We start from the raw sequence: 14342 nt of genomic DNA on the forward strand, positions 1-14342 counted from the left end.
GGCGGTCCTTCGGGCCGCCCTTTTTGCGTTTCAGATTTTGGATGCGACACTCAGAATGTGCCGCGCAACGTCAAACCAATCAGCTGGGTGTCACCGACGGTGGCCTGCCGCGCGTTCTGTCCGATGCTGGTGACGTAGTCTTCGTTGAAGAGGTTCTTGGCGAACAGCGTGAGTGTGTAGTTCGTCCATTCATAGCCGATCCGCGCATCCACCAGCGTATAGCTATCGACGAAACGCAGCGCGGTATTGCCGAGGTCGCCGCCCGTGTAATAGCCGTCGGTGTAGCGGACATTGGCGCCAGCGAACCAGCCGGATGCATGACGATACATGCCGCCCGCCGCGATCGTGTATGCGGGTGCGTCGGGAAATTCGTTACCGCTGAAGTCGGCGGTGGGGCTTACGAAGGTATCGAACTTCGTCCGCATCAGGCCGAGCGAGCCATAGAGCTGCAGCGGCGCGATCGGACGCCAGCGTGCCTCGAACTCCGCACCATAGGCGTGTGAGCTGTCGGCATTGAGGATGTACGAGACGGGGTAGGGCAGCATTCCGAACAGGTCTTCTTCGAACGCAACCTGCTGGTTCTTGTAGTCATAATAGAAGGCGTTGGCGTTGAACGAGATCGTGTTGTTGGCCCAATTCGAGCGGTACGACAGCTCATAGGCGTCGAGGTACTCGGGCTTCACCGTGTTGAACTGCTGCGTGTTGATGTTGAACTCGGTGTAGCCGTTCCGATAGCCCTTGTTATAGGTGACGCCCACGGTCTGCTCAGCTGTCAGGTCGTAGGTCAGGCCCAGGCGCGGCAGGGCTTCAGTGAAATCGTTTGAGAAGTTGTTGTGCAGCGAGACGCCGGCGATGAGTGGCAGAATATCGCCGACAGTCGAGCTTTTGACGGTATCTTTGAGCAGGCGCCCGCCGCCGATCAGAACGAAGCGATCGAAGAAGCGATAGCGAAGGTCGGCATAGGCCGCCATGCTTTCTGTGTCGACGTCGACGGCCAGATCCTGCACGGTGATGGCACCTGGAAATGGCAGCCCGAGAGAAGCTGCCTCAATCGTGTCGAACGTATTATTCGCGTATTTGAACGAGCCATAAAACAGACCGACGACGCCGGAGAGCCCGTTGCCGCGGTTCTCGATTTCCAGTCGCAGATCCTGGGTGAAGTCTCCGCCTTCGCGCATCACTTGGCGCTGATAGGAATTGCTGGGTGCCGAACCGATTGCCGTCTCAGTGTCGGCATAGGCCGTAATGGATCGCACGCTTAGGCCTGCGCCCAGGTCATAACCAACGTCGGCGATGTAGTTCGTGGTTTTGGTTTCGCGGAAGTCGAGGTTTGCTGTGGCGTCGAGATGGCGCTCGAAGAATGGCGGCGACACCGACATCACGGCCGGCCGATCATCTACCCGCGAGATGGTGAACAGCGCGCTGAGACCGGGAAGGCTGTCCGGTTCCAGCAGCAGCTTGCCGCGGACGGTGCGCAACACGTCTTCGTCGAGCGAATTGTTCTCGGGATTGCCGTAGGAGATGTCGTGGTTGCGCTGGAAGGACTGGCCGGAAATACGCAGCGCTGACTGACCGACGACGATGGGAGCGTTGAAAACAAAACCGCCGCTCTTCAGATCCTGGCCGCCGACCGTTCCTTCAACGATCGTCTCCCACTTATAAGTCGGATCGTTGGTTTTTACGAATACCGCACCGGCCAACGCATTGCGTGCCTGCAGTGTCGTCTGCGGTCCGCGCAAAACTTCCACCTGCTCCACGTCCCACAATCCGCGCGCGCCGCGCCGGGTGGCCTCGGCATTCTGCGTGGCGCCGTCGATGACGACTGAGATGAGCGGCGCCGCTGAAGGGTTCTGGTTGTTCGTCAGGCCTTCAGAATTGAGACCGCGGATCGCGAAGCCGTTGTTGCCGCCCGCGCCTTTCGGCGCGATCACGTTGGCTTGCGAATTGAGTGCGCCCTGCAGATCCTCGATCTGTTCGTCGCGTATTTGCTGGCCGGTGACGACGCCGATACTTGTGGTGGTGTCGCGCATGGTGCGGACAACCTTCTCGCCCTCGACAACAATGCCGGGCAACGCCGCAGTGCTGACGACACCGGACGATGTGCCAGCGCTGCCGCTGGCGGCGTTGCGCTTGAGGGTCTGCTTTTTCTTGTTGCGCTTGGCGGGAGCTGCTTCCGTCTCGACACTGAGCTCGGGAAGGGAAATGGCGGCTGCTTCATCTGGGCTGGCAATGGCCTGGCCCGCATCTTGAGCGCTTGCGGGCCCAATAACGGATGCGGCAACCGCGGCAGAAATTGCCGCGGACACGGAACGCCGTACAAAACGCATGACTTACCTGCTACGCAATACCCTCAGACCGGCGACACGGCACCCCCCGGAGCAGGCACTAGTGTGCAGCGCTGCTCAGATGCCTGGAGCACGGTTCGCCGCCGACCCCCTTCCGTTATTGTTGACTCGTATCGGGCACAATAAAAGTGCAGCGGAGCAACACCGGACGCATATCCGTGATCGCTCCGCCGCCGATGTTCAGGCCGCCAGACTTTGGGCTAACACTTCAGGCCGCTTTTTCATGCTGTTTGCCGGGTGCATCCAGCAAGCCGGCAACCTTGAGGGCGAACGCGTAGTCAGCTGCGATTTCTTTCAGCTGCTCATAGCGGCCAGAAGCGCCGCCATGTCCCGCATCCATGTTGATCTTCAGCAGGATCAGGTTGTCGGACGTATTTCGCTCACGCAGGCGCGCGATCCATTTTGCCGGTTCCCAGTAGGTGACGCGCGGATCGGTCAGGCCGCCATAGGCGAAGATGTGCGGATAGGCTTTTGCCTCCACATTCTCATACGGGCTGTAGGAATGGATGATGCCGAATTCCTTTTCGCTCTCGATCGGGTTGCCCCACTCGGGCCACTCCGGCGGTGTCAGCGGCAGTGATGCATCGAGCATGGTGTTGAGGACGTCGACGAACGGAACATCGGCGATGATGCCAAGGAACAGGTCCGGAGCCATGTTGGTGACAACGCCCATCAGCATGCCGCCAGCAGAGCCACCGTTGGCAACGATGCGCCCCTTTTGGGTCAGGCCCTGATCCACCAGATGCTCGCCGGCTGCGATGAAGTCGGTGAAGGTGTGGATCTTCTTTTCGAGCTTGCCGTCCGTGTACCAGCGATAGCCTTTGTCCTTGCCGCCGCGGATGTGGGCGATGGCATAGATGAAGCCGCGATCTACAAGCGAAAGTCGGGTCGTTGAGAACGATGCCGGGATTGAGATGCCGTAGGCGCCATAGCCATAGAGCAGCACCGGCGCCGAGCCATCCAGCGGCGTATTCTTGTGATACAGGATCGAGACCGGAACGGTTTCCCCATCCGGCGCGGGTGCATAAAGGCGGCGCGTGACGTAGTCGGCTGCATTGTGGCCGCTTGGCACTTCCTGCCGCTTGCGCAGTGTGCGGGCGCGCGTGTTCATGTCGTAATCGTAGACTTCCGAAGGTGTCGTCATCGACGAATAGACGAAGCGCACCGTTGCGGTATCAAACTCGTAACCGGCCGATGTCGACAGCGAGTATGCTTCCTCGGGGAAGGCGATCGAGTGCTCGTTGCCATCGACATGGCGAATGATGATGCGGGGCAGACCGTTCTCGCGCTCCAGTAGCACCGTGTAATCGCGATAGACGATAGTATCGAGGATGAGACAGCCGGGGCGATGGGGGATGACCTCACGCCAGTTCTCAATACCCGGTGTAGCGACAGGCGCTTCACAGATGCGGAAATCCTCCGCACCGTCCGAGTTGGTGGTGATGATGAGGTTGTCGCCGCGGTGCTCAACCGAGTACTCGTGTCCGTGCTGGCGTGCTGCGACCAGCACAGCCGGACTGGTCGGATTATCGGCGTCGATCAGGCGGACTTCGCTTGTCTGGTGGTCGTGGGCATCGATGACGATGTACTTGCCGGATTGGGTCTCGCCGATGGCGACGTAAAAGCCGATGTCGCCTTCAGCATATACGAGCACGTCATCTTCAACCGGCGTGCCCAGCGTGTGCCGATAGACCTTCAACGGGCGGTGGTTGTCGTCGAGGCGAACGTAGAAAAGCGTCTTGCTGTCATTCGCCCACACCACGCCGCCGCGCGTATCGGGGATGGTGTCCGGCAGGTCTTCGCCGGTTGCCGCGTTGCGGAAGCGGACGGTGTAGAGTTCTGAACCCTTGTCGTCGGAGGCGTAGGCGATGAGGCTGTGGTCAGGGCTGTGCTGGAAGCTGGCCAGATCCCAGTAGGCTTTGCCTTCCGCTTCGCGGTTGCCATCAATCAGGATGTGCTCGCCCTCGCCAGAGCGGTTCTGGCGGTAGACTAGAGGGTATTGGCCGCCGGCGACGTAACCCGAGTAATAGGCATAAGGGCCGTCCGGAGCGGGGACGGAGCTATCGTCTTCCTTCAGTCGCCCGCGCATCTCCTTGAAGAGCAGATCCTGCAGCGCGGCAGTGTCTGCAAGCTGGGCTTCGCTATAGGCATTTTCGGCCTCTAGGTAGCTGCGGATCTCCGGCGCAAGCGCGGTCGGGTTGCGCATGACTTCCTGCCAGTTTTCCGCCCGTAGCCACGCATAATCGTCAACCAGTTCAACGCCGTGGCAAGTGGAGCGGGCTGGCTTCCGATCGGCCTTTGGCGGTGTGGTTACGACGGCATGCTTAGCGGGAACGGACATCTGGGTATTTCTCCACCGGGGGAATTTCAGGAACAGGGGTGCTACTAGGAGCTGGTCGTCAAGGATGCCGGGCCGTACGGGGCATCTCTCAAAACGGCCAGATCAGAGGGTTGGGCTAGGGTGTTTTGTCAAACTTAGACATAGCGTCCCTATAATATTGGCAGGCTAAGGCACTTCGTCCAGATTGGATATTCCCAGGCAGTGTATTTTTGAATTACGGGTCTTAGAGAGAATATAATTGTTAAATGGGCAAATTTCAGAACAGGCGTTAGTAGCACACCGGCGCTCAAGCCCGTGAGCGTGAAGCTATTTATTCTAGTTTTTACTTGGAATGCTTAAAAACTATAGTGCGCTATTATATGGCATGGCGAGTTTCAGCTTGCAGGCTTTAGCATTATCCATACAAGGTGGCACTCGCAGTGACGTAGTTGACTTTACTACCATGCAGTGCGAAATCAGCCGCAACAATAAAATTTTACGGCTTTTACTGGCGGCGGAGCTAATGCATCCGCGCCGTTGTGTATAGGGCCAGATTTTTATCAAGGCACAACACTGACGAGGCGATTAAGAGACTTCGTCTGTACTCGCCTCGGGAGGGCGATGTGGAGAATACACCGGCACCGGAACTCGTAGAACTGACGGCGAAGATTGTTTCAGCCTATGTGAGCAATAACTCTGTTATCGCTACTGACCTTCCGCATCTCATCAGTGAAACCCATGCAGCGCTCAGCCGTGCGAGCGGTGGCGTCGCCGTTGTTGAGCGGGAAGAGCAGAAGCCGAAGGTGCCGGTTAAGAAGTCTATAATGCCAGATTATCTGATCTGCCTGGAAGACGGAAAGAAGTTTAAGTCGCTGAAGCGCCATCTGCGCACGCACTATAATCTTTCGCCCGAAGACTATCGGGAGAAGTGGGGCTTGCCGCACGACTATCCGATGGTGGCGCCAAACTATGCGCGCGCGCGCTCCGATCTGGCCAAGAAGATGGGCCTCGGTACACGTCGCTGAGAGAACGACAACCTTGCCGACAAGTTATCGCGCGCCACCTATGCTGGCGCGCGTTTTTCGTTCTGGTCTCGGTGCAGCGCAACCTCGATCCTGTATGCACGCAATAACATGGCATGACGATTGAGATCGTATGCCCAATGTCCCGCCCGTCCCCGTTGACGTTCCAGTCTTAGGGCTCGCCGCATGCGCGCCAGCAAGCGGGCATGCGTTGCGCTGTCTGGTACTTCAAGTTCATATGGCCATAACGAGAGTAACTTGGGCAGATCGCGTCGACGATCGTAGCTCTGTGCTGCCGCATTTTCTGCGGTGCTGTGCCGAGGTGGCGAAGGGCGTGTGTGTCTTTGTGCGGAGGGGGACATGGGGGTGCCGCGCTGTTGGTAAGGAAGCGGCAATCTTTGCGTTCTGCTTTCCGGGCGGGGACAACGACGGCGACTGCGAATTATCCCCTCCGTTCACTCGCTCTATAACCTGCACACGCATAAGTAGTTGTGTTGCGCTAATGTGCACGCAGCAGTGACGCAGGACAGAAAGTTGAACGATGCCGTCAGAGTGCGCCTTTCCAACCCATACCGCTGACATGCCAATGGCTGTTCGCGTGCAAGCACAAGGTGGGGCCGGTGCGTGCCCGCCGGATGATTTCGGCCAGGAAGATCTGCGCCGCTACGCTATCGAACATGCGGTGGTGCAGGTGTTCGGGGTTTCGGAGTCGGAGTTGCGTCGGGCTTCGCGCGGGCGTGCCAACGTGGCTTTGGCGCGGCAGGTCGCGATGTATCTGGCGCACGTTGGATGCGGGCTGTCGTTGACGGAAGCGGGACGTCTTTTTGAGCGCGACCGAACCACGGTAGCCCATGCGTGCGGTGTTATCGAGGACCGCCGAGACGATCCGCTTTTTGATCGCGCGCTTGATCTGCTTGAGTGGGCGATGCCGGCGCTGCTCGATCGCCACGGCAATGATGCAGCAGACGTGGCGCGGGGTGAGCATGTCAAAAACTCCTTCGGCACCAACCCTGAATACCCGTAATGACGCGGGCGCGCGCATCAACGATGATGAAAGCCCATTGGTCTGGTTGCGTCGGCGCAAGGACCGCAGCGGTGCTGCAATGATTTCGCAGGCGCAGTTTGAGGCCGGAGAGCGATTGCGCGCCGACTTCTGGTTTGCACAGATGACACCGCGCACGACCACCAACTGGTCGGCAATGTCACCGACGAAGCGAGGCCGCCGTTATGGAGCTTCCCGTGCTTCAACGTCGGACATGATCGACAGTGCATCGTCAGCGGCAGAACGCGTACGCAACGCCCTGGCAGCAGTGGGGCCAGAACTCTCCGGTGTGCTGGTTGATGTGTGTTGTCACCTGAAGGGACTTGAGGAGGCGGAGCGGGCGGCGGGCTGGCCGCAACGCTCGGGCAAGATTGTGCTGCAACTGGCGTTGAGCGCGTTGGCGCGGCACTACGGAATAACGCGTAAAGCAGAGTGTGGCTTGCGAGCACCGCCGACGCGTCACTGGGGCGCGGAAGATTTCCGGCCACTGATCGACGGCGGCGAATGACGCTGCTCGACCGCGGGAGCAGTGAGCAGCAGAAGCGACTGCGGCCGGCGTCTGTCTGTCGAGGTCATCGACGGTTCGTGTCAGCAAATGCGAACGAGATTAAAGCTCTTTGCTGGCGGCAGCGTCGGAGCGCACGCGTGCCACCATCGATGCAAAACCGTTGGAGCGCTGCGGTGTGATATGCTCCTTGAGGCCGAGTTCCGAAAGGATCGGATCGGCGTCAGTGGAAAGCACTTCGTCGACCGTTTTGCCGTCGTAAATCGCGACCAGAATTGCGATCAACCCACGCACGATGTGGGCGTCGCTGTCGGCGACAAAATGCAAGGTCGGGGCGCCGTTGTTCGGCTCAATACGTGTGGCGAGCCAAACCTGACTGGCGCATCCACGCACCTTGTTGGCTTCGGTGCGCTCTTCTTCCGGCAGTGGGGCAAGCGTACGGCCAAGCTCGATCAGATAGCGATAGCGATCCTCCCAGTCATCCAGAAGGGCAAAATCGCTCGATATGTCGGAAAGGCTGGTCACGCTGCAGCTCGCTTGGTGATTGGTTGCAGCCTTCACATAGGTTGGCGCGGCGCCATCGCGCAAGTGCGTCAAGCTGTTATGCCGCTCAAGCGTGATGCTGGTTGAGCTGCTACGCGCTTCATGTGATGCATTGCAGCCCGGATCGCGTCAGATGCGGCCGCCGTTCGGCTGAGCAGGCATTGCGCCGCGCCACACCGGTTCGAGATCTTCGGCGCGCAAAGTGCCACGCGGGGTGAGGTCGACGCCCGGCTCGATCACGTTGTAACGGACCGTTTGCGCCGTGGCAGGTGCACCTTCGCTGTCTTTGGTGACAAGCTCATATGCCATCGCGGCACCGAACTTTGCCTTCTCGACAAACGCTGACCAGATGACGCCGGCTTGATCGCAGGTTGTCCCATTGCGATCGCAGAACGTTGCCGTCCAATGCACCGCCGTTGCGGCCTTGTCATAGAGTGCGGCCTGCTGTTCGCGATCTGCAGGCAGAACCGCGACAACCACCGCAATCAGGATACCTAATTTCAATAGGGACATGTTGGCCTCTCCAACCGTCTCGGGACTGGGACTGTTCACCGTATTAGCAGAGCGATCTCAATAAACTTGCCTCATGGACTTGGAAAAATTGCGTCCAATTTGATCTAATTTTTAAGGGGTTGCGGTGAGGATGAGAGGCGATGCAACCCGCGAAATATCAACACTTCTTAAACGAGAGTTAAGAGATCGTTTACGAAGTGGGCCGCATATTGGGTTCATTAAGGTAAGCAGCGCGTTGAGGGATGAGTGATGCTGCCCAAAAAAGTGACGGTGCAACTCCTGGCCTTTCTGGCCCTTAGTGGGGGCGTTGCTGCAAATATTTTTCTTTTGCAATCCCGTGGAGCTCATAGTCCGGTTGCGAGCGCAAACGATCTGACCGCGTGGAACATCGCTGCGATTGAGGCGGCCGAGTTCGGCGACACCGGATCGATCGGCGGTAATTCCAAGCATCCCGCTGAGGGGCTGGATCTTGCTGCGATCGGCGGGGATCTTTCCGCGCCCGCTATCAGCGCCACGGATGTTACGCGCGCGATCCAGCGCGAGCTGCAAATCCGCGGCTACGAGACCGGCTCGCAGGACGGCATTGCGGGCACGATGACCCGCGGCGCTATCATGGCCTATGAGCAGGATCATGGATTGCCGCTGACGGCACAGCCGAGCGATGCGCTGTTGAAGGCGATCGTGCTGGGCGAGGGCGGCAAGCCGCTCAAGGGGCAGATCACGCCAAAGACGGGCAATGCGCGCGAGGTTATCCGGTCGGTCCAGCAGTCGTTGAAAAAGCTGGGCTACAAGCCGGGCGATGTCAATGGAGTGCTGACGCTGCAGACGGCGAGCGCTATTCGCGCGTTCGAAAGCGACCAGGGCCTTTCGGAATCGGGCCGCATCTCGGGGCCTCTGATCGCAAGGCTTGGGCGCTTGGCGGGTGAAGGGCGCGTCGCCGCCGCTCCGTGATGGTTTTTTAGTTCTTTTGCGCTGGCGGCAGCGCTTCGCACAGCCGGCCGTAGTTGTTTGTTGCGCTCGGCGACTCTCCTCCGGAGAGCCGGCCGCCGAGCGTGTAATGGCTTGTGCAGAACGGCCCGCCTCCGCACGCCGTCATCCGGACTACGGTCGGGATCCACGTCAGCCGCTGCGGAGCCGGCCGCCGGTGCGGGGTTTTTCACCCGCGACGCCCATAGGCGTGTTGCTTTGGCCCTACAGCTCTCTTCGGCGACCGCAGGGATGGTGCGGCTGGGATGACGGTCTGAGAGGCCGAACGGTCCAGAGCGTAGCGGTGTTGTTTGCCTTAAGATGCCAACCGGGCGGCAGTGCTGGCGCGCATGCGTTTTGCGCGGTAGTGCATTCAGCCTGAAACCGGAGCATCACATGCCATGCGACTGCGCGCCGACATATGGGTGAGCGCCTACATCCGCCGTTGCGCCTCCGCTGGAGCGTGGGCCGCCGTGGTGCGCCATGGCGACGACGATGCCGGAGCGATCTTCATTCGCATCGACCGGCTGGATGGAACTTGCCAGCTGTTCGGACCTGCTCCGGCCGGGATGGACGGCGCGGAATGGGATCGGCGCTGGATCTGTCATTTGCCGGCGGGAAGCGCGTACGACAAGGCGGATGATTTTATCGCCCGCGAGCAGCGGTTTGATTCCGATCTTTGGGTCGTGGAAGTCGAGGATCGTCAAGGACGACATTTCCTCGACGACAGCATCGTCACAGCGTCCGACTAAGTGCACGCCGAGGTTTACCTTTTGGTAACGGATGCGGTCGCCAAATTGTACACTGTGATTCGTATCGCTTTGCTGGAATGTTCTTGACGCCCAACCCGAATCAAAAATCAGCCATGTTACGGGGGAAAGCACATGGCACAGATACTCACATTCAGTGCCCCGGAATCTCGCAGTACTGATCCATCCCACCGCAATGGCGGTGGCGAGACTGGGGAAGTCATAATTTTTCCAGGCGTTCGTTATGAGCGCTGGAACGAATTGCACGATGAGCAAACATCACGGCGCGGCCGCCAGAATGAGCGCGACGTGCTGGATCTGGCAGAGTAGCCGGCATTCGTTTGCAAGACCGCCGTTTGCGGGAGAGATGAGCCCGCAGACGGGCTGTTGGCTGCGAAGCCCTTTCGCAGCGCGCGTCAGCGAGTGCGCACTGGCGCATGTTCATATTTGCCCATGTTTTATTTGATCGCGTCGTCAGCTGCCTCAAGGTGCAGCGTGCTGCGGGTCTGCACAATCATGCACCGGCGGCCGGCGCCCCGAAGGGGTGTCGCCGGTGCGAGAAAGTGGAAACTGGCGTGGATACCGACCTGCGTCGGGATGACGGCGTATGGAAACGACTGCCGGGCGGCGCTGCCGCCCTCGTACAAATCAGCGTTGGCGGCCGGCTGCGCAGAGCGCAGTCGCCAGCGCCAACTTAAATGCGCTCGGCGGCTGGCTCCCCGGGAGGGAGTCGGCGAGCGCCACTCAGAATGGACGGGCGACGCACTTGGCGTCCCGCAGCAACGTTTCCACGTGCGGCGTGTATGCGAAGCCCTTGTCGGGCGCGCGCATAACGACGATGCCACGGCTGGCGGAAAGCGGTGTCGGCGGCTGGATGTTGCGCGCTATGCCGCGTGCTTCCGGCGTGACGCCCAGAAATGCATCTTCAGACGGAACAAGCACGAGAGTGATCGGTGTGGGACGGCTCGGCACCGAGGCCGCTGCGTAGATGTTGTCGCCAGCGGGCGTCACAACGCTGAGGCTCCAGCCCTGATCGGCGGGAAGCGTTGCGGAAACGTCGATCGGGCCACCGCGCGCATCGAAGCTGCACATGGCATAGCGCGCATCGGGTGACATGAAGGGCAGCGGTTCGGACCCTGGCGCAGCGACGCTGAGCACCTGCATGCTGTTGACCGGCAGCCCCGGCGCGAGACGATTGTAAGCCGATGCCGCCGTGAGATAGGGCGCCGCCATCGTCGCGCAGATGTGCAGGATGCCAGCAGCTACAGGCACGGCGAGAATGAACAGCCAGTTGGCATTGCGGATCGCGTTGAAAAGCTTCATCGGCATTGCACGCGCCTTATCGCCGGTAGCGCCTTGGGCTCATCATCGGCGCGCTCCAGCATGGACGCGCCTGCATCGAATACGGTGTATTGCAACGCCAGCCGTCCGGCGCCGCCGGTGGGGAGCCAGTTGCCGGAACTTGCTTGGCGCCCAAGCGCGATAGCGAATTTTCCATCGGGCCTGATGGCGGCGGTCTGGCGCGTATAGGTGTGGCGGTCGGCAGCGTTGGCAATCAGATCGCCGCGATCGTTGAAGACAGTGACGCTCCACCAGCCATCGTCGACGTCGCGTCCCTCGACGCTGTACTCGCACGAGGAGTGGAGACGCTCGCCGGTATCGTCAGTGAAGGCGGTGTAGGTGAGGGCGATGTCGGAGCTGAGCGGCAGGGTGCCGAAGCGTGCGAAATGCGCGCGGGTGTAGGGGTCGCCATCGGAGCGGCCGGCCGACGTCCATGCAACCCACGGGCCGTGCCGCTCGGTGGTCAAACCGGTGCCGATGTCGATCATGTACCAGCTTGTGCCGAGGCCAAGGATCAGCACGGCGCCAATGAAGGCGGCCCAGTCGCCGAGGATGCCGACGACGATGCCGACGCGCTTCTGCAGGCGGTTGAGGACGACGGAAAGCGGCGCGCGGGCGCTATGGGACAGCACGGAGCGATGTTCCATTGTTGGCTGCCGGGTTGGCGTTGATGGCGGCATCTGCGCGCCGGCCCGGCGCGGATGGCGAGCCGGGAGTGGCCGGCGCTGCGCCGGAACGCGTGCTGCCGGTACTGTTTTCCGGCTGCGGTGAAGCGGCTGGCTCCTCTATGCCGCCGGCCTTGCGCAGGGCCTGGGCAACGTTGCGCAACGCGTCGCGCGTTTTATCCGACATCAGGCTGGAGCCCTTGCGCTGCTCCTGCGGTGCCACGCCAGCGGGATGCATCGCGGCGATGCGCTGCTGCTCGGCAACCTGCACTGGATGAGGCTCCAGACCGGGAATGGTCGGGATGTTCATGTCGCGATGGATTACCGACATGAAGGATTGGAACACCGGCGCTGCATACTGGCCGCCGGTGGTGCCGTTGACCATGGCGCGGTTGTCATCCTTGCCGAGCCACACGCTGGCAACATACTTGCCCGTGAAGCCGACGAACCAGACGTCCTTCGGTCCGCTGGACGTGCCGGTCTTGCCGACGACGTGGGTGAAGTCGAGCTTGGCGCGCTGGGCGGTGCCGGTTTCGACGACCTTGTGCATCATCCAGTTCATGCCTTCAGCGACCTTGCGCTCGACGATCTGGGGTGCTTCCGGCTCGTCGCGGTCACGGCTGTAAACAAGATCGCCGCGCGAGCTGACGATGTCGAGAATGGCGTAGGGCTTGGCCTGTTTGCCGCCGTTGGCGAAGGTGGCGAAGCCGCCCGCATGTTCCAGCGGGCTGATGCCATAGTCACCCAGAGCCATCGAGCAGGTTTTACGGATGCCGGTGATACCCAGCCGCTGGGTGAGCTCGATAACCTTGTCGCGGCCGACGGCGAACGAGAGTTCGGCGGCGACGGTGTTGAGCGATTTGGCGAGTGCCATCCAGAGCGGCATGCGCCCGCCGCTGCCGTGGCTGCCGCCATAGTTCTGCGGATGCCAGTTGCCGCACCGGCGCGAGGCGTCGCGCACGCTGGTTGTGGGCGTGTAGCCGTTTTCGAGCGCGGCGGCGTAAACATAGACCTTGAACGACGACCCGGGCTGCCGCCGCGCGCTGGTGGCGCGGTTGAACTGGCTTTCGCCATAGTCCGGTCCGCCGGTGATGGCGCGCACGGCACCGTCGGTTTCAAGCAGGGCGATGGCGCCGCTGGTTACACGGTTGCCGCGGTATTTGCGCAGTGCGGCCGTGAGCGCATCGTCAGTTGCCTTCTGGATGTTGAGATCGACGGTGGTGCGGGCGGTGAGAACGTATTGCCCCGTTCCGGCGGCGATACGCTGCACTTCCTCGAAGGCCCAGTCCAGGAACCAGTCCGGACTGGAGGTGTTGCGGTTCTCAACGATATTGGCGGGATGCGTGCGGGCCCAGTGCACCTGGCCGGCGGTGTAGAAACCGGCTTCAACAAGGTTGTCGAGCACGATGCTGGTGCGCGCGCGGGAGGCGGGCAGATTGACGTGCGGCGCGTATTTCGTGGGCGCTTTGAACAGGCCGGCGAGCATTGCCGCCTCGGCCATGTTGATCTGGCGCACCGACTTGGCGAAATAGAACTGCGATGCCGCTTCAGCGCCAAATGCGCCGCCGCCCATGTAGGCGCGGTCGAAATAGAACTTCAGGATCTCACGCTTGGTGAAGCGGCTTTCGAGCAGCAGCGCGAGGAAGGCTTCCTTGATCTTGCGCTGCATGGAGCGCTCGGACGAGAGGAAGAGGTTCTTGGCGACCTGCTGGGTGATGGACGAGCCACCCTGCACGACGTCGTTGGCCTGCAGGTTGGTGACGAGCGCGCGCAGGGTACCGAGGACGTCGATGCCCCAGTGCTCGAAGAAGCGGCGATCCTCGGTGGCGAGCGTGGCCTTGATGAGCGGGTCGGGGATTTCGTCGAGCGGCACGGCGTCGTTGTGGAGGATGCCGCGCTTGCCGATCTCGTTGCCGTTCTGGTCGAGGAACTTCACCGCATACTGGCCGGTGAGGAATTTGCCCTCGTTGAATTCATGGAAGGCCGGGATCGCCAGCGCGAACATGACAACGAAGCCGCCCGCGCCGAGGGTGAGCCCTTCAGATGCCGCCTCGTTGAGCAGGCGCTTCCAGCCGCGCAGACGGAAGCGGTCGAAAAAGCTGGAGCCGGCATTCCAGGTGTCGCGGAGCCACGCCCACGCGGCCGCGAGGCCGGAGTCGAGGCGAGAATCGAGGGCGAGCCAATCGATGGTCCGCTCGCGACGTCGACGTTTGAAGAACCAATCCTGCACGTCGGTCCCTGCCCCCGTAGAGGTTCCGGGGCTACCCGGAGCAGCAATTTGATTAGAATCCCGAATGCTTATAGCCGTTCGAGGGCGGTGCTGTTAAGGCG

Annotated in this window: 13 protein-coding genes; 6 read left to right on the forward strand and 7 right to left on the reverse strand. The window is 60.9% G+C overall.

All coding sequences use genetic code 11. The features are described 5' to 3' along the window. Positions 1-50: 50 nt before the first annotated feature. A complete protein-coding gene (locus tag QEZ49_RS03205; protein ID WP_280384167.1) occupies positions 51-2327 on the reverse strand; it encodes a TonB-dependent receptor in 2277 nt (758 codons plus the stop codon). 226 nt (positions 2328-2553) lie between these two features. Beyond that, positions 2554-4686: a S9 family peptidase gene (locus tag QEZ49_RS03210; protein ID WP_280384169.1), complete on the reverse strand. Its 2133-nt coding sequence runs from the start codon at positions 4684-4686 to the stop codon at positions 2554-2556. A 602-nt stretch (positions 4687-5288) separates the two neighbouring features. On the opposite strand from QEZ49_RS03210, the gene QEZ49_RS03215 reads away from it, so the two are divergent. The 3 genes from QEZ49_RS03215 to QEZ49_RS03225 all read left to right on the forward strand — a co-directional run bounded on the left by QEZ49_RS03215 (position 5289) and on the right by QEZ49_RS03225 (position 7237). Beyond that, the gene (locus QEZ49_RS03215) at positions 5289-5690 is read left to right on the forward strand and encodes a MucR family transcriptional regulator (protein ID WP_280384170.1); all 402 of its coding nucleotides are present in this window, start codon (positions 5289-5291) and stop codon (positions 5688-5690) included. Between the two features lie 583 nt (positions 5691-6273). Then, positions 6274-6711: a helix-turn-helix domain-containing protein gene (locus QEZ49_RS03220; protein WP_280384172.1), complete on the forward strand. Its 438-nt coding sequence runs from the start codon at positions 6274-6276 to the stop codon at positions 6709-6711. Next, the gene (locus QEZ49_RS03225; RefSeq protein ID WP_280384174.1) at positions 6671-7237 is read left to right on the forward strand and encodes a DUF6456 domain-containing protein; all 567 of its coding nucleotides are present in this window, start codon (positions 6671-6673) and stop codon (positions 7235-7237) included. The genes QEZ49_RS03220 and QEZ49_RS03225 overlap by 41 nt, the downstream gene beginning before the upstream one ends. A 99-nt stretch (positions 7238-7336) precedes the next feature. On the opposite strand, the gene QEZ49_RS03230 is transcribed toward QEZ49_RS03225, so the two are convergent. Then, entirely contained in the window at positions 7337-7759 is a 423-nt protein-coding gene (locus QEZ49_RS03230) for a SufE family protein (RefSeq protein WP_173954336.1), read from the reverse strand. A 147-nt stretch (positions 7760-7906) separates the two neighbouring features. After that, positions 7907-8290: a DUF5330 domain-containing protein gene (locus QEZ49_RS03235; RefSeq protein WP_280384176.1), complete on the reverse strand. Its 384-nt coding sequence runs from the start codon at positions 8288-8290 to the stop codon at positions 7907-7909. A gap of 249 nt (positions 8291-8539) precedes the next feature. On the opposite strand from QEZ49_RS03235, the gene QEZ49_RS03240 reads away from it, so the two are divergent. The 3 genes from QEZ49_RS03240 to QEZ49_RS03250 all read left to right on the forward strand — a co-directional run bounded on the left by QEZ49_RS03240 (position 8540) and on the right by QEZ49_RS03250 (position 10335). Continuing rightward, positions 8540-9241, forward strand: coding sequence for a peptidoglycan-binding domain-containing protein (locus QEZ49_RS03240; RefSeq protein ID WP_280384178.1), 702 nt, complete (start codon positions 8540-8542; stop codon positions 9239-9241). A 416-nt stretch (positions 9242-9657) separates the two neighbouring features. Further along, on the forward strand, positions 9658-10008 hold the full coding sequence (locus tag QEZ49_RS03245) for a DUF1491 family protein (protein WP_280384180.1): 351 nt from the start codon (positions 9658-9660) through the stop codon (positions 10006-10008). A gap of 132 nt (positions 10009-10140) precedes the next feature. Then, positions 10141-10335, forward strand: a complete 195-nt coding sequence (locus QEZ49_RS03250; RefSeq protein ID WP_280384182.1) for a hypothetical protein — start codon at positions 10141-10143, stop codon at positions 10333-10335. A gap of 414 nt (positions 10336-10749) precedes the next feature. Here the strand turns inward: QEZ49_RS03250 and QEZ49_RS03255 are convergent, their stop codons facing one another. Genes QEZ49_RS03255 through QEZ49_RS03265 form a run of 3 tightly spaced genes read right to left on the reverse strand, consistent with a single transcriptional unit; the run spans position 10750 to position 14241 of the window. Beyond that, a complete protein-coding gene (locus QEZ49_RS03255; protein WP_280384184.1) occupies positions 10750-11334 on the reverse strand; it encodes a hypothetical protein in 585 nt (194 codons plus the stop codon). Continuing rightward, positions 11325-11993, reverse strand: coding sequence for a DUF1214 domain-containing protein (locus QEZ49_RS03260; protein ID WP_280384186.1), 669 nt, complete (start codon positions 11991-11993; stop codon positions 11325-11327). Before QEZ49_RS03260 ends, QEZ49_RS03255 begins: the two co-directional genes overlap by 10 nt. Beyond that, positions 11965-14241: a PBP1A family penicillin-binding protein gene (locus QEZ49_RS03265; protein WP_280384188.1), complete on the reverse strand. Its 2277-nt coding sequence runs from the start codon at positions 14239-14241 to the stop codon at positions 11965-11967. The genes QEZ49_RS03260 and QEZ49_RS03265 overlap by 29 nt, the downstream gene beginning before the upstream one ends. Positions 14242-14342: the final 101 nt, after the last annotated feature.

Origin of the sequence: Hyphomicrobium sp. D-2 (assembly GCF_029872155.1) — a bacterium.
GTDB lineage: Bacteria > Pseudomonadota > Alphaproteobacteria > Rhizobiales > Hyphomicrobiaceae > Hyphomicrobium_A.

Coding starts and splice junctions, on each gene's coding strand:
- QEZ49_RS03205 (WP_280384167.1), bottom strand. CDS start 2,327: ATGCGTTTTGTACGGCGTTCCGTGTCCGCGGCAATTTCTGCCGCGGTT.
- QEZ49_RS03210 (WP_280384169.1), bottom strand. CDS start 4,686: ATGTCCGTTCCCGCTAAGCATGCCGTCGTAACCACACCGCCAAAGGCC.
- QEZ49_RS03220 (WP_280384172.1), top strand. CDS start 6,274: ATGGCTGTTCGCGTGCAAGCACAAGGTGGGGCCGGTGCGTGCCCGCCG.
- QEZ49_RS03225 (WP_280384174.1), top strand. CDS start 6,671: ATGTCAAAAACTCCTTCGGCACCAACCCTGAATACCCGTAATGACGCG.
- QEZ49_RS03235 (WP_280384176.1), bottom strand. CDS start 8,290: ATGTCCCTATTGAAATTAGGTATCCTGATTGCGGTGGTTGTCGCGGTT.
- QEZ49_RS03240 (WP_280384178.1), top strand. CDS start 8,540: ATGCTGCCCAAAAAAGTGACGGTGCAACTCCTGGCCTTTCTGGCCCTT.
- QEZ49_RS03245 (WP_280384180.1), top strand. CDS start 9,658: ATGCGACTGCGCGCCGACATATGGGTGAGCGCCTACATCCGCCGTTGC.
- QEZ49_RS03250 (WP_280384182.1), top strand. CDS start 10,141: ATGGCACAGATACTCACATTCAGTGCCCCGGAATCTCGCAGTACTGAT.
- QEZ49_RS03255 (WP_280384184.1), bottom strand. CDS start 11,334: ATGCCGATGAAGCTTTTCAACGCGATCCGCAATGCCAACTGGCTGTTC.
- QEZ49_RS03260 (WP_280384186.1), bottom strand. CDS start 11,993: ATGGAACATCGCTCCGTGCTGTCCCATAGCGCCCGCGCGCCGCTTTCC.